This is a genomic window from Paraflavitalea sp. CAU 1676, from assembly GCF_029223285.1.
Classification (GTDB): domain Bacteria; phylum Bacteroidota; class Bacteroidia; order Chitinophagales; family Chitinophagaceae; genus Paraflavitalea.
This window is the reverse complement of record NZ_JARHUJ010000011.1, coordinates 136,691-156,842: the sequence shown is the minus strand read 5'-3', so window position 1 is coordinate 156,842 and position 20,152 is coordinate 136,691. Positions and strand designations below refer to the sequence as shown.

Annotated in this window: 16 protein-coding genes; 12 read left to right on the top strand and 4 right to left on the bottom strand. The window is 48.7% G+C overall.

Going from position 1 to position 20,152, the window contains the following annotated elements; genetic code table 11:
- Nucleotides 1-14: 14 nt before the first annotated feature.
- On the top strand, nt 15-1,394 hold the full coding sequence (locus P2H89_RS31270; RefSeq protein WP_275834672.1) for an NADH-quinone oxidoreductase subunit N: 1,380 nt from the start codon (nt 15-17) through the stop codon (nt 1,392-1,394).
- 109 nt (nt 1,395-1,503) lie between these two features.
- A complete protein-coding gene (locus P2H89_RS31265) occupies nt 1,504-2,781 on the top strand; it encodes an ABC transporter permease (protein ID WP_275834671.1) in 1,278 nt (425 codons plus the stop codon).
- An 80-nt stretch (nt 2,782-2,861) separates the two neighbouring features.
- Here P2H89_RS31265 and P2H89_RS31260 read toward each other — a convergent pair whose 3' ends face one another.
- On the bottom strand, nt 2,862-5,417 hold the full coding sequence (locus P2H89_RS31260) for a zinc-dependent metalloprotease (RefSeq protein WP_275834669.1): 2,556 nt from the start codon (nt 5,415-5,417) through the stop codon (nt 2,862-2,864).
- A gap of 473 nt (nt 5,418-5,890) precedes the next feature.
- On the opposite strand from P2H89_RS31260, the gene P2H89_RS31255 reads away from it, so the two are divergent.
- The 6 genes from P2H89_RS31255 to mnmE all read left to right on the top strand — a co-directional run bounded on the left by P2H89_RS31255 (nt 5,891) and on the right by mnmE (nt 11,867).
- Entirely contained in the window at nt 5,891-6,751 is an 861-nt protein-coding gene (locus P2H89_RS31255) for a MotA/TolQ/ExbB proton channel family protein (protein ID WP_275834667.1), read from the top strand.
- Nucleotides 6,752-6,900: 149 nt separating this feature from the next.
- Complete coding sequence (locus P2H89_RS31250; RefSeq protein ID WP_275834665.1) at nt 6,901-7,569, top strand: biopolymer transporter ExbD; 669 nt, start codon at nt 6,901-6,903, stop codon at nt 7,567-7,569.
- A gap of 32 nt (nt 7,570-7,601) precedes the next feature.
- Nucleotides 7,602-8,129, top strand: a complete 528-nt coding sequence (locus P2H89_RS31245) for a biopolymer transporter ExbD (RefSeq protein ID WP_275834663.1) — start codon at nt 7,602-7,604, stop codon at nt 8,127-8,129.
- Between the two features lie 67 nt (nt 8,130-8,196).
- On the top strand, nt 8,197-9,033 hold the full coding sequence (locus P2H89_RS31240; RefSeq protein WP_275834661.1) for an energy transducer TonB: 837 nt from the start codon (nt 8,197-8,199) through the stop codon (nt 9,031-9,033).
- Between the two features lie 474 nt (nt 9,034-9,507).
- Nucleotides 9,508-10,341, top strand: coding sequence for an energy transducer TonB (locus P2H89_RS31235; protein WP_275834659.1), 834 nt, complete (start codon nt 9,508-9,510; stop codon nt 10,339-10,341).
- A 146-nt stretch (nt 10,342-10,487) separates the two neighbouring features.
- On the top strand, nt 10,488-11,867 hold the full coding sequence (gene mnmE / locus P2H89_RS31230) for a tRNA uridine-5-carboxymethylaminomethyl(34) synthesis GTPase MnmE (protein ID WP_275834657.1): 1,380 nt from the start codon (nt 10,488-10,490) through the stop codon (nt 11,865-11,867).
- Nucleotides 11,868-11,944: 77 nt separating this feature from the next.
- On the opposite strand, the gene P2H89_RS31225 is transcribed toward mnmE, so the two are convergent.
- On the bottom strand, nt 11,945-12,556 hold the full coding sequence (locus tag P2H89_RS31225; RefSeq protein ID WP_275834655.1) for a peptidylprolyl isomerase: 612 nt from the start codon (nt 12,554-12,556) through the stop codon (nt 11,945-11,947).
- Between the two features lie 209 nt (nt 12,557-12,765).
- On the opposite strand from P2H89_RS31225, the gene P2H89_RS31220 reads away from it, so the two are divergent.
- The 4 genes from P2H89_RS31220 (at nt 12,766) to P2H89_RS31205 (ending at nt 17,749) form a co-directional block, all read left to right on the top strand.
- Nucleotides 12,766-15,921 (top strand): carboxypeptidase regulatory-like domain-containing protein, encoded by a 3,156-nt coding sequence (locus P2H89_RS31220; protein WP_275834652.1) that lies wholly within the window; start codon nt 12,766-12,768, stop codon nt 15,919-15,921.
- Between the two features lie 74 nt (nt 15,922-15,995).
- Nucleotides 15,996-16,907 carry a cysteine synthase family protein gene (locus P2H89_RS31215; protein ID WP_275834650.1) on the top strand — a complete coding sequence of 304 codons (912 nt, stop codon included), beginning with the start codon at nt 15,996-15,998 and terminating at the stop codon, nt 16,905-16,907.
- A 6-nt stretch (nt 16,908-16,913) separates the two neighbouring features.
- Complete coding sequence (locus P2H89_RS31210) at nt 16,914-17,606, top strand: alpha/beta hydrolase (protein WP_275834648.1); 693 nt, start codon at nt 16,914-16,916, stop codon at nt 17,604-17,606.
- Between the two features lie 5 nt (nt 17,607-17,611).
- Complete coding sequence (locus P2H89_RS31205) at nt 17,612-17,749, top strand: hypothetical protein (RefSeq protein WP_275834646.1); 138 nt, start codon at nt 17,612-17,614, stop codon at nt 17,747-17,749.
- A 94-nt stretch (nt 17,750-17,843) separates the two neighbouring features.
- Here the strand turns inward: P2H89_RS31205 and P2H89_RS31200 are convergent, their stop codons facing one another.
- Nucleotides 17,844-18,827: an ABC transporter ATP-binding protein gene (locus tag P2H89_RS31200; RefSeq protein WP_275834644.1), complete on the bottom strand. Its 984-nt coding sequence runs from the start codon at nt 18,825-18,827 to the stop codon at nt 17,844-17,846.
- Nucleotides 18,828-18,992: 165 nt separating this feature from the next.
- On the bottom strand, nt 18,993-20,072 hold the full coding sequence (locus P2H89_RS31195) for a Gfo/Idh/MocA family oxidoreductase (RefSeq protein ID WP_275834642.1): 1,080 nt from the start codon (nt 20,070-20,072) through the stop codon (nt 18,993-18,995).
- Nucleotides 20,073-20,152: the final 80 nt, after the last annotated feature.

Here is a 20,152-nt window from a genome sequence, read left to right as displayed (position 1 = left end):
CATAGATTTTAGTTATGAATGCAATTGTAATATCGGCTATCTGGGGTGTAGTGATGATGTTCAGCGGTATCTTCAGCAAGAACAATGCTGTGATACGTGGTACGGCACTGACCGGGCTTGCTTTATTGATCGTGGTAAACGTTATGGAAATGGGTGGTACGTCGCTGTTCAAGGTGAACGTACATGGCATGCTCTACTTCGATAGCTTCAGCCTGCTCTTCAACACCATCGCTTTCGGCAGCACCTTCCTGTACACCCTGCTGTCGGGCCGCGATATGGACCGGGTAGGTCGCAGCACGCCTGATTATTTTGCCCTGATCTTCTTTATTCTCTGTGGTGTGGCGATCTCTTCCTCGTTCAACAGCTTACTGATGCTGTTCCTGGGTATCGAGATCATGTCCATTCCTTTGTATATCCTCACAGGTACCGATAAAAGGAACCTGAAGAGTAACGAAGCAGCCCTGAAATATTTTCTGATGGGGTCTTTCTCCACAGGTATAATGCTGATGGGTATCACTTTGCTTTACGGTGCTAAAGGCAGCTTCAACCTCGAAGCAATTGCCCTGGGCACCGGCGAGTTGACACCCATGGTAAGTGCCGGCCTGCTCCTGCTGCTGGTAGCAATGGGGTTCAAAGTATCGGCTGCGCCTTTTCATTTCTGGACGCCGGATGTGTACGATGGTGCGCCCACCGTGTTCACATCTTTCATGGCGACGGTTATCAAGTCGGCCGGCTTTATCGCCTTCCTGCGCTTGTTTGATGATGCCTTCGGTGAAATGCACGCGCAATGGCAACTGGTGGTTGCAGTAGTTACGGCTGCAACGCTCATCATCGGTAATATTACTGCGGTATTCCAACAAAGCGTAAAGCGCATGCTGGCCTACTCCAGTATCGCCCAGGCAGGCTTTATGCTGTTTGCACTGGTAGCTTTGAATGAACTTTCCCGCCAGGGCCTCATTTTCTATACTGCTGCTTACAGCGTTGCCACCATCGGCATTTTCGCGGTATTGATCAAGATGAAGGACTATACTTTCGAAGGTTTCAACGGTCTTGCAAAACGTCAGCCTGTACTGGCTGCTACAGCCGCCATCTTCCTGTTGTCGCTGGCCGGTATTCCGGGTACTGCTGGTTTCATGGCCAAGTTCTATATGCTGGCCGGAGCCGTAGCCAACGGTCATGTTCTCTGGCTGGTGATCGTAGGCATACTTTGTGCCGCCATCAGTATATACTATTATTTCCGCGTAATCCAGGCCATGTACTTCAAAGAGGGCGACGCCCAGGAAATGGAAGTGTCCGGTACATTCAAGGCCCTGCTGGTTCTCCTGGCCGCCATCGTGGTGGTGCTGGGTATCTTCCCGCAATGCCTTCTCGATAAGCTTTATTACTTCTTTTAATGCGATAAGATAACTGATTGAAAACTCCCTCCCTGAGGGAGTTTTTTGTTGGCAGACGGTTTGTCACGCGGTACGGTAATATTTCTTACTTTAGTGAGACATATTTTATATGACCATCCGGGACACCTTTTCCTTAGCTTTCAGGACTGTGCGTGGCAACAGGCTCCGTACGGGGATTACCGTCGCCATCATTGCGCTGGGCATTACGGCGCTGATCGGTATCAATACGGCCATTGCCGCTATGCAGCAGAAGTTCCTCGAGAGCTTTTCTTCCATGGGGGCTACCGGTTTCACCATCCGGTTCCGCGAACCCCGTAACTTTTTCGGGGGCGGCTCTCAGCTTAAAAAGGAGCAGAAGGGCAAGAAAAGGGAAAAGAAATCGAACCAGGGCAAGCCCATCACCAAATTGCAGGCGGAAACCTTCAAATCGGCCTACCAGTTCCCAGCCCAGGTTAGCATGAATATGTTTGGTACGCGAAATGCCATCATATCGAATGGCAGCAAGAAAACCAATCCCAATGTGTGGGTGTTGGGCGGCGACGAGAATTATACCGACCTCAACGGGTTTACGGTTTCTTATGGCCGCAACCTCAATTCGTTGGATGTGCAGTCGGGCCGCAACGTTTGTCTCATTGGACGGGATGTGGCCAAGAAATTCTTCGGCGAAAATATAGAAGCGCCGGTGGGGCAAACCATCAAGATCAACAATATTCCCTTCTTAATTGTAGGATCGCTGGCTGCCAAGGGCTCTACCATGGGCAGGAGCCTGGATAACTCGGTCATCACCACCTATAGCAATGTGCGCAGCTATTTCAACTCTAATGTCAATGCGAGCTTCAGCATTCAAATAAAAGTACCGGATATCAAACTGATGGACGGCGCTATCGGGGAAGCAACAGGTATATTCAGGCCAATCCGCCGGTTGAATGTTTCGGAAGAAGACAATTTTGTGATCGATAAAAGCGACAGCATCGTAGAGATGCTGATGCGTAACCTGAGCTTTATTACCATTGCGGCGGTGTTGATCGGGGTGATCACTTTGGCGGGCGCTGCCATTGGCCTCATGAATATCATGCTGGTGGCCGTTACCGAGCGAACCAAGGAAATAGGCCTGGTAAAGGCGATCGGCGGCAAACGAGGTAATATTCAGTCTCAGTTCCTCCTCGAGTCCGTGATCATCAGTATGATGGGAGCCGCCATTGGGATCGTGGTAGGGATAGCCCTGGGGAACGTCGCTGCTTTACTGCTGTCCACCAGTTTTGTGATTCCCTGGAACTGGGTAATTGCGGGTGTGGTGATCTGCTCGCTGGTGGGTTTGGGCGCAGGATTGTATCCCGCCATCAAAGCCTCCCGGTTAAATCCCATCGAAGCACTGCGGTACGAGTAAACATTGAAAAGTTTGAAGCGCTATAAACAAAAATGGCCGGCTGCAACAGCCGGCCATTTTTTATGATCAGGGTCGATGCCTTATTTAGGATCGAGGATCTTGCTGATGCGGTCATTAAGATCCTGCAGGTGATAGCGGCTCAGTCTGTCGCTATAAGCAGGAGCAGCGGCTGCTACTTCAGCTTTCAGTTGGCGAAGGATACCTTTAGCTACCGAGCTGATATCAGATTTCTTGGGGTCGATAGAAGGACCGAAAGAAATGATGAATCCACCCATAGCAGCGCCACCGGCTGGTGCGGGATTGATGATAGCACCCAGGCGCTCTACATAAGCTTTTTGCAGGTTACGACGATAGTTGTCGATGGGCTTGCGGGTAGCCAGTTCGCTCCAGATGCCTTTCTTCAGGTCGTCCATGAACTCTTCCAGGCGATAAGCCGAAGCATCGCGGTTGGCAGAGGAAATGAGGCGTTGCATACGGCTGGTATTCAGCATTGCGCCGAGCCAGCTGTCCTGCATACCGCTAACGCGGTCGCTGGTAGGTGCAGATACCTTATCAAGGATCTTCTTATCAAGTAGCCAGGAGGGTGTTTCGAAGTAGTTCTTTTGAATGAACGCCATCGCTTCTTTCTGAAGGGATTTGGGCACTACGGTATACACTTCACCAGCCTGTTCGGTGGTTTTGTAATCGGTATAAATACCGCCTACATAAGTGGCCACGTGACCGAAGTAACGGCTGAACTGACCGATCAGTTCATTGTACACTTCATCGAGGTTTTCGTAGTTCTCGCCTTTTTCATTGAGCCATCCTGCCAGTTTAGGCAACATCCATTTCAGGTTCTTGATGCCATATTCATTGGCTTTCATATTGTTATCGCCCAGTGATTCAGTCTGCGCACGGGGGTCGATACCATTCTGATGAATGAAGCGGAAACGAGGATCGGTGTATTTGGCCTTTACCCAATCATTGAGAACTGCCTTTTCGCCGTCTTCGTCCTTATCGAGGATCGGGCGGTAGCCCCACTCGATCGAGAAGAGATCGTAATCGCCGATGCGTGGGTACAAGCCGGCAGCGCCGATATTGTCTTCGGGCTGGGCTACGTAGTTGAAGCGGGCATAGTCCATGATAGAAGAAGTGTGTCCATTGGCTTCAACCCAGGCTTTGTCGCGCAGTTTTTCAACCGGTGTACCGGCAGAGGAACCCATGTTGTGGGGCAATCCGAGCGTGTGGCCTACCTCGTGTGAGGAAACGAAACGGATCAGCTGACCCATCAGTTCGTCGGAGAACTGGGCTTTGCGGGCATTGGGGTCGCTGGGCGATGCCTGGATCAGGTACCAGTTACGCAGCAGGCGCATCACATTATGATACCAGTTGATGTGAGACTCGAGGATCTCACCGCTGCGGGGATCATGTACGTGGGGACCGCTGGCATTGGGGATATCGGAAGGCTTGTAAACGATGGCCGAATAACGGGCATCTTCAAGGCTCCAGGTGCTGTCTTCTGCTTTGGTAGGTGCTACCTTGGCGAAGATGGCGTTCTTGAAGCCGGCTTTTTCGAAGGCTTTCTGCCAGTCATTTACACCCTGGATAAGGTAGGGAACCCATTTGGCCGGTGTGGCGGGGTCGATGTAATAGATGATCGGTTTGATGGGCTCTACCAATTCGCCGCGCTTGAATTTCTCGATATCGGCGGGTTTGGGCTCCAGTTTCCAGCGGGTGATGAGGCTGATATCCTTCACACCCTGGGGATCTGCATCAAAATCTGTGTATTCCGTGGTAAAATAAGCGACTCTGTCATCATAGTACCTGGCGCGCATAGGCACCTTGGGCAGCAATACGATCGAAGTGTTCAGTTCGAAGGTGGCATTACCGGTAGGACCCGAGGGCATCAGGCCGGGGATGGGCGAAGGCATGGACATTTTGCTATAGGTCTTCACGGTCCTGATCTCCGTATTGATGGGGTAGGTCTTGATATCAACGATATAAGACTTATCCGGCTGCAGGCCGCCGATGCGGAGGGCGGTCTTGAAGAAGGAGGCAAAGAAGAAGATATCGTTGTCGCTGCTGATATAGTCGGTGAGGTCGATCAGGGAGCCGGTGCTGTCTTTCGAAAACGCCTTTACATCAAACGCTGCGGTGATAGGCTGAATATTCGAGTTCTGCACTGTTTTGTACATCGGCTTGGTAGAATCCTTCGAATAGGTCGAAAAAGAAATATTGCGAAGGAACAGCTTATTGTTGGGGCCTTTTTCGAAGCGGATCACGTTTTCGTTGATCTCATCGCCGGCATAACCGAAGAAGCCGGCGCGTGTGTCGGCGGGGGCTTTCGAAATGCGGTTAACCACCAGTACGTCGCGACCGAGCAAGCTGTCGGCTACTTCAAAGTACCATTTGTCTTCTACCTTATGAATGCCAAAAAGGCCTTTGCGGGAAACAGCCTTATCAGTAATGACTTCTTTAAAGGGTTTTGGACCAGGTTTTGGGGGTGCGGGTGGGGTAATTCCGATACGGGGTTTAGTAGTGTCGGCGACGGGAGGGGTAGTTCCTGGTCTCCGGTTTTGTGCGGAAACGGAACCAGCCAAACAGCCGGCAGCCACCAGTAGAAAAATAGATCTTCTCAACTTGGGGGTTTTATCCATGATAAATGTTATTTAATGGCTGAAGATAAGCAAAAGGGGTTCAAAGGATAGGGAACGATTGTACCAATGGTTGAAAAATAGTGGATTGGTAGACTGATAAATAAGGCGCTGATGGTGGGCAGTTAAGGCTGATTGATAGGTTTGAATGGCACATTCGGTGGTTGAAGGAGCAAAGGCATATGTGAGGGATGGATGGCAGCAAAATGCTTTTTGCACGCAGATTAGCAGATCATTAAAAAGCGTTAAGGGTGAATGTTTTGTTTTTAAATTAATTCTACATTCGCCTCTGTTTTATTCAATCAAAACGCCTATTTTTAGCGCCTCCATCTGCTAAATTCCTTATCTTGTGAACCCTGTCAAAAATTTTTCTTGATCAAAATCGCCTGTGGAAAAGCATTTTTCCTTAGCATTGTGAGCTAATTTTTTAAACTACAGATAGACTAATTTTTTTCAAACACTAAAAAAACACAATCATGGCTGAAACAAAACCAACTGCGCCCGCCGCGAAGAGTAGTACATCTGTTCAACCGAAGAAAAGTAGCAATGCGATTTCATGGATCGCACCGGTAGTATGTATACTCGCAGGTTATCTGATCTGGAGGTTTGGTCTGGGCGCTGCAGGTAATTTCTCACAACCCGATGCAAGTGGTGGTTTCTGGCCACATCATAAGGGTCCAAAGAGTGGATTGAGCAAGATGTACGAGGGTGGTATCATTGTACCTTTATTGATCGCAACTTTCCTGACTGCGCTCACCTTTATCATCGAGCGTTTGCTGACCATCACCAAGGCTTCTGGTACTGGCAACATTGCTGAGTTCATCCGCAAAGTACAATATCACCTCGCTAATAAGAACGTAGATCAGGCTATCTCTGAGTGCGACAAGCAAAAAGGTAGCGTAGGTAACGTAATGAAAGCTGGTCTGCGCAAGTACAAAGAAATGATTTCCAACACTGAACTGGATACTGAACAAAAAGTACTCTCTATTCAGAAAGAAGTTGAAGAAGCTACTGCTCTTGAACTGCCTATGCTGGAAAAGAACCTGGTGTTCCTGTCTACTATCGCCTCAGTAGCTACCCTGTTGGGTCTGTTGGGTACGGTATTGGGTATGATCACTTCATTCTCTGCTCTCGGTGAAGAAGGTGGTGGTGCTGCTGCCGCTGAACTGTCTCGTGGTATCTCTGAGGCCCTTTACAACACGGCTCTGGGTATCGGTACATCAGCTTTCGCGATCATCTTCTACAACATCTTCACTACCAAGATCGACGGTATCACTTACGGTATCGATGAGTCTGGTTTTACTTTAACTCAAAGCTTCGCTTCACTGTACAAATAGTGGGGGGAAGTTCCGGTTTACCCGTCATGGCCAGGAATCGTGAAATGCCTGGTTAAGGCTAAAAAAGGCAAATCCGGCCAGGTTGCGACAGGTAAATATGGAATTTGGCAATGTTTGCATCTTATTGAGGAAAACAAAATTTTTAGATCATGCCAAAAGTTAAAGTACCGAGGAAAAGTACCTCCGTCGATATGACGGCGATGTGCGACGTGGCCTTCCTGTTGCTGTCGTTCTTCATCCTCACCACCAAGTTCAAGGCGCCTGAAGCGTTGGCAGTAACGACTCCTAAGTCGGTGTCTACCAAGGCTGTAGACCAAAAGAACGTGGTGTTGATCACGATGGATAAAGAAGGTAAGGTGTATTTTCAGGTAAATGATGAAAATCCCGACGAAAAAGAAGCGGTGATCGACGCAGTCGATCAGGCCAAGGCACTGGGCCTTACAGCCCAGGAAAAGGCAGCTTTCAAGCGTACCGGGGCCTTCATCGGTGTACCTTTTTCGAAGCTAAAATCGTATCTTGCTTTAAGCCCAGACCAGGCCAAGAACTACAAGGCTGAGGGTATCCCTGTTGACACACTCGATAACCAAATGATCGAGTGGGTAAGGGCCGCCAACAGTGCGTTCACCGGTAAGAAAATGAACCTCCTGGTGAAGGGTGACAATGACGCTAAATATCCATCTTTCAAGGGGATCATCGATGCCCTGAAAAAGAACGAGATATTTAAGTTCTCTATGATCACCGATCCGGAAGGCGTTCCTGCAGGTACCGACCTGTACAAGCGGAACCAGGCTACCGGCGGTAAAGCAACGGACGAGTAAACAAAGTTCCTAACTCCAAAAACATTTGCGATATGGCAGAAATGGATACCTCGTCGGGTGGGGGACATAAAAAAGGACCTGGTGTTAAGAAAGGGAAAAAGCTGTCCACGCGCGTTGACTTAACGCCCATGGTGGACCTCGGATTCCTGCTTATCACGTTCTTCATCTTCACCACGACGATGAGCCAGCCTACGGCTATGAAGCTTTTCCTGCCGAAAGACACGGAAAAGCCTGAAGATCAGAATAAGGTAAAGGCCTCTGGCGCTTTGACCCTTATTTTGGCTAAAAACAACACCGTCTTCTATTATGAAGGGGAGTTGTTACCCGATGGCAGCAACTTTAAATCAACCGGCTTTAAGGATGTACGGGATGTAATCATCAACAAGAAGCGTTCTACCAATCCGGAGGACTTCGTGGTGGTGATCAAGCCAACGCCTGATGCTACTTATAAGAATACGGTCGATATACTGGATGAAATGACCATCAACGAGGTTAAACGTTACGCCCTGGTGGATATTTTTGATGTTGAGCTTCAATTAGTTGCGAAGTCTCTGCAATAAAAATAAAAATAATCGCCAAAAGCGTGTGGAATCTTAGTTGTAAAGCATCTTATAACAAAGCACATTTATGGAAATCAATAAAATATTAAGCGCCGACGTCCTTGATATCATCTTCGAGGGAAGGAACAAGGATTACGGAGCTTATCAACTGCGCAAAACCTACAATAAGCGCCTGATGACGGCTCTTACTGTAACTGCGTCTATCATATTGCTTTCGTTTGGTGGCTATGTGCTGTCAAACTTCTTAAGCAAGGAAGACGACAAGAAAGAAATGGTTGTGCAAGACGTGCAGTTGGAGGAGATCAAACAGGAAGAACGGAAAGAAGAGCCGCCTCCTCCTCCGCCACCGAAGCCACCAGAACCTCCCAAAGTGGAAATGGCCAAATTCACCCCTCCCAAGATCGTAAAGGATGAGGAAGTGAAGGAGGACGAAAAACCACCTGAGGTTGAAAAACTGGAAGACACCAAAATCGGTACCGTTAACCAGGAAGGTGTGAAAGACGAAGGTATCGTAGCACCTCCTGTTGAAGACGCCGGTAAAGGTGTGGTAGAAGCTCCCAAGAAAGTAGAAGAAGATTGGGATAAGACATTTACCAAAGTAGAAATTGAATCAGAATATCCCGGTGGTTCTGCAGCATGGCAGCGTTACCTCAACAAAACGCTCCGCTATCCGCAAGACGCTATCGACAACGAAGTTCAGGGTACAGTAGTGATCCAGTTCATCGTGGATAAAGAAGGTAACGTAAGTGATGTAGAAGCGATCAGTGGTCCCGAAGAACTGCGTGCAGAAGCGGTTCGCGTTATCAAGAAGAGTGGTAAATGGACACCTGCCGTTCAGAATGGCCGTCAGGTTAAATCTTATAAGAAGCAGCCCATCGTATTCCGTCTGGAAACAGAAGGTTAATACAGCGCTTCAAACATGATTGTAAAATCCCCTCCGGTTGCGGAGGGGATTTTTTTATTTCACATAGCTGGTTCAGGCCAGGAACTTTTTTACTGTATCCTCACTGATCGCCTGCCTCCTCTGCTTGCCGGGGCATACGTTGCGAGCTAACCGCTAAGGAGGAACCGGGAACTGTTGCACAGGCTATCATACTTCCAACCTGACATTCTCCATAAGGTCCTGCATAAAAGGAGCAGAAGAATTTTCGCAGCAGGGTAGCAGTTATGCGACCAATAAATGGACGCATTTGGTTTGTTATTCTGGAGTCGTTCTAGTTTCCCTAATTATAGATGTCTTTCTCCTGAACAATTGGCCCGTTACGGGCATCTTAGATCGCTGTGATGCAATACCCGCCTGATTCCACACGGATTTCAAAAAAATATAGTTATATGGAATTTGAATCACCAGGGCATCCTATTAGTAAAATTAATTGCCATGGAGATTTCAAAGATCCTAACCGCCGATGTACTCGATATCATTTTCGAGGGGCGGAACAAATCGTATGGCGCTTACGAACTACGTAAGACGTACAAGCGCCGTTTATTGATGTCCATTAGCGGAATGCTTTCCGTATTGCTGCTTTTTATTGGTGGCTATGTATTCGCCAATATGGGCAAGAAAGAGCAGATCGTTAAGGAGATCATCATTCCAGTAAATGAGCTTAAATTAATCGAACAGGATAAGCCGCAAGAGCCGCCTCCTGTTAAGGAACCGCCGCCCATGAAACAGATCGAGACGAAGCAGTTTACCAACATCAAGATCGCACCCGACGAGGAGGTGAAACCTGAAGAAGCACCGCCTCCTGTGGATGATCTCGATGATGTCAAGATTGGCACAAAGAACGTGGATGGTTTTAAAGATGATGGTTTAGCAGGCCCTCCTGCTGATGAAAATGCAGGCAAAGGCATTACAGCAGTTGTGAAAAAAGAAGATCCCTACGACGATGGAATCTTTCGTAAGGTAGAGATCGAGTCCATGTACCCTGGAGGACCGCCAGCCTGGGCGCGATTCCTGAATAAGAACCTCGCTAACAACTATCCTCAGGATGCGATTGACAACGAGATACAGGGTAAAGTGGAGATCCAGTTTGTAGTGGATACCCTCGGTAATGTAAGTAACGTAGAGGCATTGGCGGGGCCGAAAGAACTTTGGGATGCCGCCATCCGGGTAATTAAGAAAAGTGGTCGTTGGGATCCAGCCATCCAAAATGGCCGAAAAGTTAGATCCTATAAGCGTCAGCCCATTATTTTTCAGTTGTCTACAGAATAATTGATCTTGATTGTTAGGTCCTCGATTGTCAGGATGCTGATTTGTAGCGTTAAACAGCCGGCCTCGCGCCGGCTGTTCTGTTTCCCGCCAGGTATGCTATTTTTGTGCAGATTTTAGGGCATTAGAGAGCATAAAAAGCATAGTATATGGCAAAGTTGTTGGGATGGGACGATACGATCGTGGCACTGGCTACACCGCCGGGAATTGGCGCTATAGGGGTTATTCGAATTAGTGGAAAACAAGCTTTTGAGATCATCAATAAACTATTTCCCTCCAAAGATCTTCTGGTTCAACCTTCCCATACCATCCATGTTGGGTACCTGAAGGAAGAAGGGGTTGTACTGGATGAGGTGGTGGTTTCCCTGTTCAAGGGCCCCAGGTCCTATACCGGCGAAGATGTCATCGAAATTTCCTGCCATGGATCGCCCTACGTGCAGCAACAGGTAATCCAGGCATGCGTGAACCACGGTGCGCGCCTGGCTAAGCCGGGGGAGTTTACGCAGCGTGCTTTCCTCCACGGGAAACTCGATCTTACACAGGCCGAAGCAGTGGCCGACCTGATCGCCAGCAATACCGAGGCATCCCGCAAAGCAGCCTTACACAATATTCGGGGAGGTTTTTCTGAGGTGTTGAAGCAATTGAGGGATCAGTTATTGTCCTTTTCTGCCCTGATCGAACTGGAACTGGATTTCTCGCAGGAGGATGTGGAGTTTGCCGATCGCTCGAGGTTTTATACTTTGATCAATGAGTCACAGACCGCCGTTGAGAAACTCCTCCATTCCTTTAAGTTGGGCAATGTGATCAAACACGGTGTGCAGGTAGCCATTGTTGGCAAACCGAATGCTGGTAAGTCTACCCTGTTGAATGCACTGCTCAATGAAAACCGGGCAATTGTTAGTGAAATTGCCGGCACCACCCGCGATACCATCGAGGAAGTGCTGAACATAGACGGTATTATATTCCGCCTGGTAGATACGGCCGGTATTCGTGAACATACCAGCGACATTATTGAAAGTATTGGTGTGGAGAGAAGTTTGGCCAAAATGGCCCAGGCCGACGTGGTGGTTTATCTCTTCGATGTGCAGCAAACCACGGTGCCCGAGTTGGAAGCAGTAAAGCACGATCTGGACAACCGTCAACTCAAGTACCTGCTGGTAGGCAACAAATCCGACCTGGCCAGTGATGAGATACGCAATCATTTCGATGCGCGCTCCAGCATCATCTTCATCGCAGCCAAGCAAAACCTGCATATTGAAGTGCTCAAGGAAAGGCTGGTAGATATGGTGCTGCAGGGACAACTACAAACGGAGGATACCGTCGTTACCAATGCGCGGCACTACCACGCATTGCAGGAAGTATTGAAATCATTGCAGGATATCCGTGCGGGGCTCGACAATCAAATACCCGGCGACCTGCTGGCGCTCGATATACGCCGATGCTTACACTATCTTGGCGAGATCACCGGCGAGATCACTACCGAAGATCAGCTTGATTATATTTTCAGCAAGTTCTGTATTGGAAAATAAAAACGACTCTAAAGCGAAGAAGGCACTTTCCCGTAAGGAAGTGCCTTCTTCTTTTGTTATGGATTGGGTGTAACTATTTAACGTCCGTTTGCCCGCAACACGACAATGTCTTTTTTAAGGTCGTCGTCATACGTCTTCTTGATGATGTAATGCCATCCCTTGTCAGATACGTCTACAAAGAAGATCTCTCCTTTTTGGTGGGCTGCTACGGCGTCCTGAAATTCCTTCGGGAACATCAGTTCACCGAAAAACCAGTCCGTATCACCCTTGGTGGTATTTCCATCCATGGTGTATTGGTCAGACAACTTGCTGAAATCGGCACCACTGTTTGCTTTTTGCACGATCGTTTTCCGCAGGCTATCCACTTGTGACGGCGATAAGGAGCCGCCATCCAGGAACACGTATTGGGCACGGTATTTTACAGCTTCAGTGGCCTCAATTACTTTATAGGTAACATATCCTACCGAAAATACATCCCCCTTTTTTTGGCGCAGTAAACGTTTCTCGATGAGGGAGGTATCTCTGCCTGCAGACAGTTTCAGGATCGTGGGCTTCAACTCGGGGTGTGCATCGACGTATTTCTGCGCCTGATCGAGGGTGGTAATCTTCTGAAAGTCTTCAAAAACTGTTTTTTGTGCCAGTACGGGAACGGAAAAGAGCATCAATAAAATCCAAAGGCCTTGTTTCATGATAATTGATTTATGTCCAGTTGTCCAGAATAACTATTGCCCTCACAAATTGTTCGGGGCGAAGGCATACATTCTGAAGATACTATTTTTTCGTAATATTCGATCCGGGGGTTGGGTACCATTATGTAACAAATTGTTAATTCAGGCAGGTCCGGATTTAACATTCCGGAAATACTACAAGTCTACTTTTGGCGCCAAAATTTGGGAAAATGCCAAAACGACTACTCATTCTATTTACATTTCTATTTGTCCTAATTTCTTCTTCCTTTATCAGCTACGCTCAAACCACCCAGGCCTCCTTCATTGGAAAAGTAACCGATGCGGAAAACAAACCGGTGGCCAACGCCAGCGTAACCGTCAGGAACGAATCAACTGGTTTTACCTCTACGTCGATAACCAATGCCAAAGGTGACTATGTATTTAAAGAACTTCCACTTGGCGGTCCTTACTTTGTACAGGTTAGTTCTGTGGGCTTTGGGGTGCAAAAAAAGCCGGTCTTCAACCTCAGCCAGGGTGATGTGGTGACTGTTAACTTTGACCTGAAGAACGCAGCCCAGGAGATCGCGGCTGTAACGGTTACTGCCGCTACTAACCGTTCCAAAGGCAAAGTGGAAAACCTGGGGGCTGCCACAGCCATTTCTGCCCGGTTAATGACCCGAATGCCGATCAATGGCCGTAACTTCTCCAGCCTCACCGACCTGTCGCCCCTTAGTCGCGGCGGCAACCTGTCGGGGCAGTTGGGCTCCGGTACCAATTATACCATCGACGGTATGAATGCCAAAAACCCTACCTCGGCGGGCGCTACCACGAGTCGCAGCGGTGCACCTTACAGCATTTCGATAGAGGCGGTGCGTGAGTTCAAGGTCGTTACCAACCAATATGATGTTACTTACGGTCGCGCCGGCGGCGGTACCGTGAGCGCGGTTACCAAATCGGGCACCAATACGCTTACCGGCTCTGTATTTGGTTATGGCCGGGCCGACTGGCTTGCCAGCCCCTATGATATCCGGGGAAATAAAAGAAGCAACAACTACTCGACCTATCAGTATGGCTTCACACTCGGTGGACCCATCATTAAAGATAAAGTGCACTTTTTCCTTGCCTGGGATCACCAGCAGGACCTGCGTTCGCTCGTGATTGCCGATGTACAAACCCCGGCAGACGAAACCCGTTTCAATATCACCAAATTGATGCTCGACTCTGTGGTTAAGATTGGGCGTGATAAATACGGCGTTTCGAAGACACAACCCCAATACGGTTCTTTTGATAAGAAGCGTAGTTCCGATGCCGCTTTCCTGCGCCTCGACTGGCAGATCAATCCCAAAAACCTGCTGACGATCCGCAATAACCTCACCAACGATGTGAACAAACTTGGTCTGGTCGACAACACCGCGATCAATTTGTATGAATCGGCTGGTAATGATTTTAATTTCGACAACAGCTTCCTGGCAACGCTGCGTTCGGCCATCAACTCCAAACTGACCAACGAGTTGAAAGTGCAACACCTGTACACGTCTCAAAGCAGTGAACCTGGCGATGCTTTGCCGGATGCCAATATTCCACGGGCAGTGGTAGAGCGTGTGCTGTCTAATATCAACGGTGCCAACCGCACCACCAATGTCCAGATCGGTGGCCACCGCTTTGCACAGGAGTGGTTCCGGAACAATGTATTTCAACTGGTGAACAACCTGTATTACAATACCAATGCAGTACGGTATACATTTGGTGTAGACTTCATGTACACGCGTGGCCGCTCTTTGTATGGCAGTGAAGTAAATGGTCGTTTCCATTACGACAGTATCCAGAACTTCCTGGCCAACAAACCCTATCGCTATTTCCGCGAAGTGCCTTTAATGACAGATCCCAGTGTTGTGTCGAATATCTACAATATCGGGGCCTATGGGCAGATGCAGACCAAACTGGCGAAAGGAATGGATGTTACGCTTGGTCTTCGGTTAGATTATGCGCATTACCCAACATCGCCCTTTAACAAACTGGTATATGATGAACTCGGCCTGCGTACAGACAATAAACTGGCTTCCTTCGTCGTGCAGCCCCGCTTCCAGTTGACCTGGGATGTAAATGAAAAACATACCGACTATATCCGTCTGGGCGCCGGTGTTTTTGCTTCTGACCTCAACAACTACATGGTCATCAATAACCTTACTTTTGATGGCAAACATTATGGAACGGTTGACGTTAGAAATCCCAATATGCCTGTAGCTGACTTTGTAGGCTATCGCAATAATCCCGCTTCTGCCCCTACGGTGGCTGCATTCCAGATCCCTACGATCAATACGAATGGACCTGATGTGAAAGTACCAGTGGTATACAAAGCGAATATCTCTTACTCCCGTTTCATCACCGAACGCCTGAAAGTGGGTGTTACCGGTTATATGACGTTGGGGCGCAACAACTATGATTACGTAGACCGGAATATGGTGAAAGACCCATTCTTCAGAATTGCCGGAGAGGGTAACCGTGGAGTATACATCCCACTCGACTCGATGCCTGCCAGCGGAAATGGTGATTGGTTGAATGGCCGTATCAGTAAAAAGCTGGGTCGTGTCCTGGAACTGAACAGCGACGGTAAGGTAAATCAGTTTGCTGTGGTGGTAGATGCCAACTGGAACTATTATAAAGACGGGGAAGTATCAGTGAGCTATACCTGGAATGATGCAAAAGACAATATTTCCTACAACGGTAATGTGGCCAACACGTCAACACTGTCGTTGCCGGTAAAAGATGATCCACGCGATCTCAGTACGGTAACTTACTCCGACAATCAGTTCCGTCATAAAGTAGTATTCTATGCTACCTCTCCCACGATCTGGGGTTTTAATGTGGGTGTACGTTATTCTGGTATTGGTGGCACCAGGTACAGCCTGCTCTCTGGTGTGAACAGCAATTCGGACTTCGTAACCACCAACGACCTGGCGTATATTTTTGATACCAAAGGCGGGGAAACTGCTGCCGATGTTAAGAAAGGTTTGCAGGCTATTCTCGATAATCCCGCCGCCAGCCAAAGCATCAAGGATTATATCAATAAATATTCAGGTACGTTTGCTGAGCGCAATGGTGGTATCAATGGCTTCTACGGCGTGTTTGACGTGCGGGTGAGCAAGAGGATATCCCTTTCCAAAACGAAGCCACTGGCAGTTGAATTCTCTGCAGATATCTTCAACTTTGCCAACTTCCTCAAAAAGGGGGAAGGCGCCTACAAAAACCTGGGCACACAAGCCCTCTATGGTGCTAAATTTGATAAAGCCAATAAGCGCTTCAACTATACGGTGAATACAGCTGGTGTGGTAACGCCTTCGGGCGATCCCTACCAGGTGCAGATCGGTTGCCGGATCAGTTTCTAATAAAATTGATTATTATTGAAGGGTGTATCAAGGTTGATACACCCTTTTTTTGTGTGATTAAAACAGCAATAGCCATGCAAGCAATCGGTAACACACCACTAATTAAACTGGAACGGCTGGCTGAACCCGGCAGTGCAGATATTTATGTAAAATATGAAGGGGCTAACCCAACGGGTAGTATGAAAGACCGGATGGCCCTGTCGATGATCGAAGGCGCCGAGCGCCGAGGAGAACTGAATCCCGGAGGAACGGTTGTCGAATTTACAGGAGGAAGCACCGGCAGTTCTCTCGCCATGGTGTGTGCTCAAAAAGGATATAAAGCACATTTTGTTTCTTCTGATGCGTTCTCTGAGGAAAAGTTGCAGACAATCCGCGCGTTTGGTGCTCATCTGGAAATAGTGCCCAGTGAAAACGGTAAGATCACAGCGCCCCTGTTCGACTGGATGCGGGCCCGCGTGCTGGAGCTGCGTAAACTGCCCAATACCTTTTGGACCGACCAGTTCAACAATATCGACAACCGGAGTGCTTATCACCAGATGGCAAAAGAGATCATTAATGACCTGGGCACGGATATCGATATGTTTATAACAGGAGTGGGCACCGGTGGTAGTTTTTCCGGTAACGCCGAAGCGTTCAAACAAGCTATCCCATCCATCAAATGTGTGGCGCTTGAGCCGATGAATGTACGGGCCCTGTCTGATGGAAACAGCAAGGGAGCGCACCGGCTGGAGGGTATTGGAACGGGTACCGTTACCGCCATCACGCGCACCGACCTTATTGACGACGTGATACCGGTTACAGATGAAGACGCTTTTGAGACCGCTCGTAAACTGGCAAAGCTGGAGGGTATCTTCGGTGGCATCACTTCCGGGGCCAATGTATGGGCCGCCATACAGCAGGCGAGAATACTTGGACCAGGCAAGAAGATCGTAACGATCATTGTAGATTCCGGACTTAAATACCTGAAAGGCGATTTGTACAAATAAATACTTATGAAGAGACTTTCTATTGTTTTTTTGATCCTTATTGCAACCTGCACACAGGCACAACAGCAGTATATTACGGAGAAGGATATTGCTTATTATGGCGATTCAGCGGGCCGCAAGGATGCATACATTGCCAGCCAGTGCAAGTTGGATATCTATTATCCTAAAGGCGTGAGCAATTTCGCCACGATCGTATGGTTTCACGGAGGAGGACTTACCGGCGGCAGTAAATCGATTCCCAAAGCCTTAATGGACAAGGGCTACGCGATCGTAACGGTCGAATACCGTTTTTCGCCCAAGGTAAAGGCCCCTGCCTATATCGAGGATGCTGCGGCGGCAACGGCCTGGGTGTTCAGGAACATTGAAAAATATGGAGGTAGCACCAGGCTGATCTTCCTATCGGGGCATTCGGCTGGTGGTTATCTCGACATGATGATCACGCTTGATAAGAAATACCTTGCCAAATACAATATCGACGCCAACAGTATAGCTGGTATAATTCCTTTCAGCGGGCAGGTGATCACGCATTTTACGGTAAGGCAGGAGCGTGGAATTAAAGATGTGCAACCTGTTATCGACCAGTACGCGCCACTCTTTCATGTGCGGGCCGATGCGCCGCCGATGCGCCGCCGATGCTGCTCATTACCGGCGATCGTGAAAAGGAAATGCTGGGGCGCTATGAAGAAAATGCCTACCTGAACCGGATGATGCAATTGGCGGGACACAAAGCCACCAGGCTGTATGAACTTGATGGATACGATCACGGCGGCATGGCAGAACCTGGTTTTCCGCTGTTGCTGGCAGAAGTAAAGCAACTCGTGAAAAAGATAAATGGCAACTAAGAAACTAACGCAGGGGGCGGCTCAGCATGATGTGCCCCCAAAGGTTACACACTTTTTTGGGGCGTCTCCTAAGAGGCGCCCTTTGTCTGTGCTATTATAGGTACCAATGTTCCGATTGGTTCAATCGTAGGTAGACTGTATCTCCTTTTGCGAGGCTGAGGTTAGTAGCCCTGGCAATCAGTTTATTTTTACCCAACGTCACTTCCACATCGCAAAAGCCGCCGTAGTAGAGCACTTCTTTCACCATGGCTTCAGCGCCTTCACCTGCTGACGTGGAAACAATAATATCTTCCGGACGAACGAGTAGCTTTTGGGAGGCATTGCCAGCTGCGGTTTCTTCCTGCAGGGCTTTGAGTGTTGTGTGCGTTGCAAGGGTGAAATTGCCGAACAGCCCAGCTATGTATTCAGAAGCAGGCTGCCGGTACACTTCCTTTGGGGTGCCCTGCTGTATCAGCGCGCCATCCCTTATTACAATAATACTATCAGCCCAGGAAAGGGAGTCCATGGGATCATGGGATACCATGATACAGGTAATCTTGAGTTTGGCGCCGATATCACGGATCACTGATTTCAAGAGCTTCTTATGTACCATGTCCGTATTGGAAAATGGTTCATCCAGCAACAATAGCTTCGGTGAGGTGATGAGTAGTTTGGCCAGCGCGATGCGCTGCTTTTCGCCACCCGATAATTGATTGGTCCTTCTTTTTAGCAGATGATCTATCTGGCATATTTCGTACAGGGTAGCCGCGGCTTCATCCGATAACAGGTTGGCATATTCCAGCACCTGCTCTACCCGCAGGTTATTGGGCAGTTCGAAGTGTTGGGAAAGGTATACAATGCCGGGATGGCCGGGGATCAGTTTATCGGCAGGTCCGATGATCTTTTTCCCCTCGAACATTACTACGCCCGCATTTTGCTCTGCCAGTCCGGCGATGATCTTTAATAAAGTGCTTTTGCCCGAACCGGTTTCGCCGGCAATGGCAATCTTTTGAAACTTCTGTTGCGTGAAACTGATTGCTTTCAGTTCAAATCCTCGTTCGTCTTTTTTGGAGATGCCGGATACTGATAATAAGTCCATGTCGGGAAAAGGGCTTTTGCCCCGGAGGCCAAAAGTAAGCATTAGCGCCGGCATTCAAGTTGAAAAGGGACCAGTAGCATGTATAGTTGAGTGCAGGTTTCAGTATCCTGTCATTAACGCCAGGTACGAACTGACTGTTACCTGCTGCCTTACAAGAAGCTGGCCTTAGCGAAGTACAACCTTCTTACCGGTCCTGGCGGATTCTTTTGCCGCTTCGAGGATCTTTACTACCGTGAGGTTATTGGGTAAGGCATAGAGACCTTCCGGTTTAACCTGAATTTTACCGTGCACTACATCGGCGAGGTACCTGAAGGGATCCTCATAAACGGGAACATCCTGGCTGGTGACCTGCCGCTGGGTAACAGTATTGCCTTGCCGCAATACCAGCGACTTGCTATCGGGCGCGAAAATATATCCTTTGTCTCCGTACACCTCCATGTCCTTTCTGTTGTAGGGCCAGTTCCAGGACGCCTGGATGATGCAATTCGCCTCCGGATAATCCACAATGATGGTGGCATCATCGTCTACTTTGGGGTAAAGCTGGGGTTTATATTGGCGGGTAACAGCGGTTACGGCAAACGGCTGTTGCCCATTCATGAGGTGCGTCATGAGGTTGGCACCGTAACAGCCAAAGTCGACCAGTGCGCCCGCTCCATTCAGGACGGGGTCGGTAAGCCAGGCCAGGAATTCCGGACTGCAACCAATCTCTTTAGGCCCCTGGTGCCCATCATGGATCACCGCTTTTCGTATGCGGCCGGTATAATTACTATCTAAGGCGAGCTGAAAGGTTTTTGCCACCGAGGGATACCAACTGGTCTCGTAATTGGTAAGCAGGTGAATATTGTATTTACGGGCCAGTGAATCCATTTTGCGTGCATGCGCAACACTTACGGCCAGCGGCTTTTCAACCATTACATGTATGCCACGTGGCGCGCAGGCTTCAACCACCTGCAAGTGATCGTAGATGGAACCAAAAGCGACGACAGCTTCCGGCTTTACCACATCGAGCATTTTGCCGAGATCCGTATAAAAGATACCGGCTGGCAGACCGTAACGCTTAGCGGCCTTGTTGGCGAGGGCCGTATCCTTCTCCCAAACTCCGGTAACCTGAATGTCGGCCTTGTTCTTATAACCAAGTATCCAGGTGGAGTGGCCATGTGATATTCCGGCTACAGCTACTTTCAATGGCTGTGCAACCGACCGGGCTGCACCAAACGCAAGCAAAAAAAGGATGAGTGTTCTCATCCTTAAATATAAGTGTTTCCGGAAAGAAAATATCGGCCTGGCTCCTGCAGAAAAAAAGCCCGGTTGTACCGGGCCTTTAT

Excerpts from the sequence above, each read along its gene's own strand:
- P2H89_RS31270 (WP_275834672.1), top strand. The coding sequence starts at position 15 with ATGAATGCAATTGTAATATCGGCTATCTGGGGTGTAGTGATGATGTTC.
- P2H89_RS31265 (WP_275834671.1), top strand. The coding sequence starts at position 1,504 with ATGACCATCCGGGACACCTTTTCCTTAGCTTTCAGGACTGTGCGTGGC.
- P2H89_RS31260 (WP_275834669.1), bottom strand. The coding sequence starts at position 5,417 with ATGGATAAAACCCCCAAGTTGAGAAGATCTATTTTTCTACTGGTGGCT.
- P2H89_RS31255 (WP_275834667.1), top strand. The coding sequence starts at position 5,891 with ATGGCTGAAACAAAACCAACTGCGCCCGCCGCGAAGAGTAGTACATCT.
- P2H89_RS31250 (WP_275834665.1), top strand. The coding sequence starts at position 6,901 with ATGCCAAAAGTTAAAGTACCGAGGAAAAGTACCTCCGTCGATATGACG.
- P2H89_RS31245 (WP_275834663.1), top strand. The coding sequence starts at position 7,602 with ATGGCAGAAATGGATACCTCGTCGGGTGGGGGACATAAAAAAGGACCT.
- P2H89_RS31240 (WP_275834661.1), top strand. The coding sequence starts at position 8,197 with ATGGAAATCAATAAAATATTAAGCGCCGACGTCCTTGATATCATCTTC.
- P2H89_RS31235 (WP_275834659.1), top strand. The coding sequence starts at position 9,508 with ATGGAGATTTCAAAGATCCTAACCGCCGATGTACTCGATATCATTTTC.
- mnmE (WP_275834657.1), top strand. The coding sequence starts at position 10,488 with ATGGCAAAGTTGTTGGGATGGGACGATACGATCGTGGCACTGGCTACA.
- P2H89_RS31225 (WP_275834655.1), bottom strand. The coding sequence starts at position 12,556 with ATGAAACAAGGCCTTTGGATTTTATTGATGCTCTTTTCCGTTCCCGTA.
- P2H89_RS31220 (WP_275834652.1), top strand. The coding sequence starts at position 12,766 with ATGCCAAAACGACTACTCATTCTATTTACATTTCTATTTGTCCTAATT.
- P2H89_RS31215 (WP_275834650.1), top strand. The coding sequence starts at position 15,996 with ATGCAAGCAATCGGTAACACACCACTAATTAAACTGGAACGGCTGGCT.
- P2H89_RS31210 (WP_275834648.1), top strand. The coding sequence starts at position 16,914 with ATGAAGAGACTTTCTATTGTTTTTTTGATCCTTATTGCAACCTGCACA.
- P2H89_RS31205 (WP_275834646.1), top strand. The coding sequence starts at position 17,612 with ATGATGCAATTGGCGGGACACAAAGCCACCAGGCTGTATGAACTTGAT.
- P2H89_RS31200 (WP_275834644.1), bottom strand. The coding sequence starts at position 18,827 with ATGGACTTATTATCAGTATCCGGCATCTCCAAAAAAGACGAACGAGGA.
- P2H89_RS31195 (WP_275834642.1), bottom strand. The coding sequence starts at position 20,072 with ATGAGAACACTCATCCTTTTTTTGCTTGCGTTTGGTGCAGCCCGGTCG.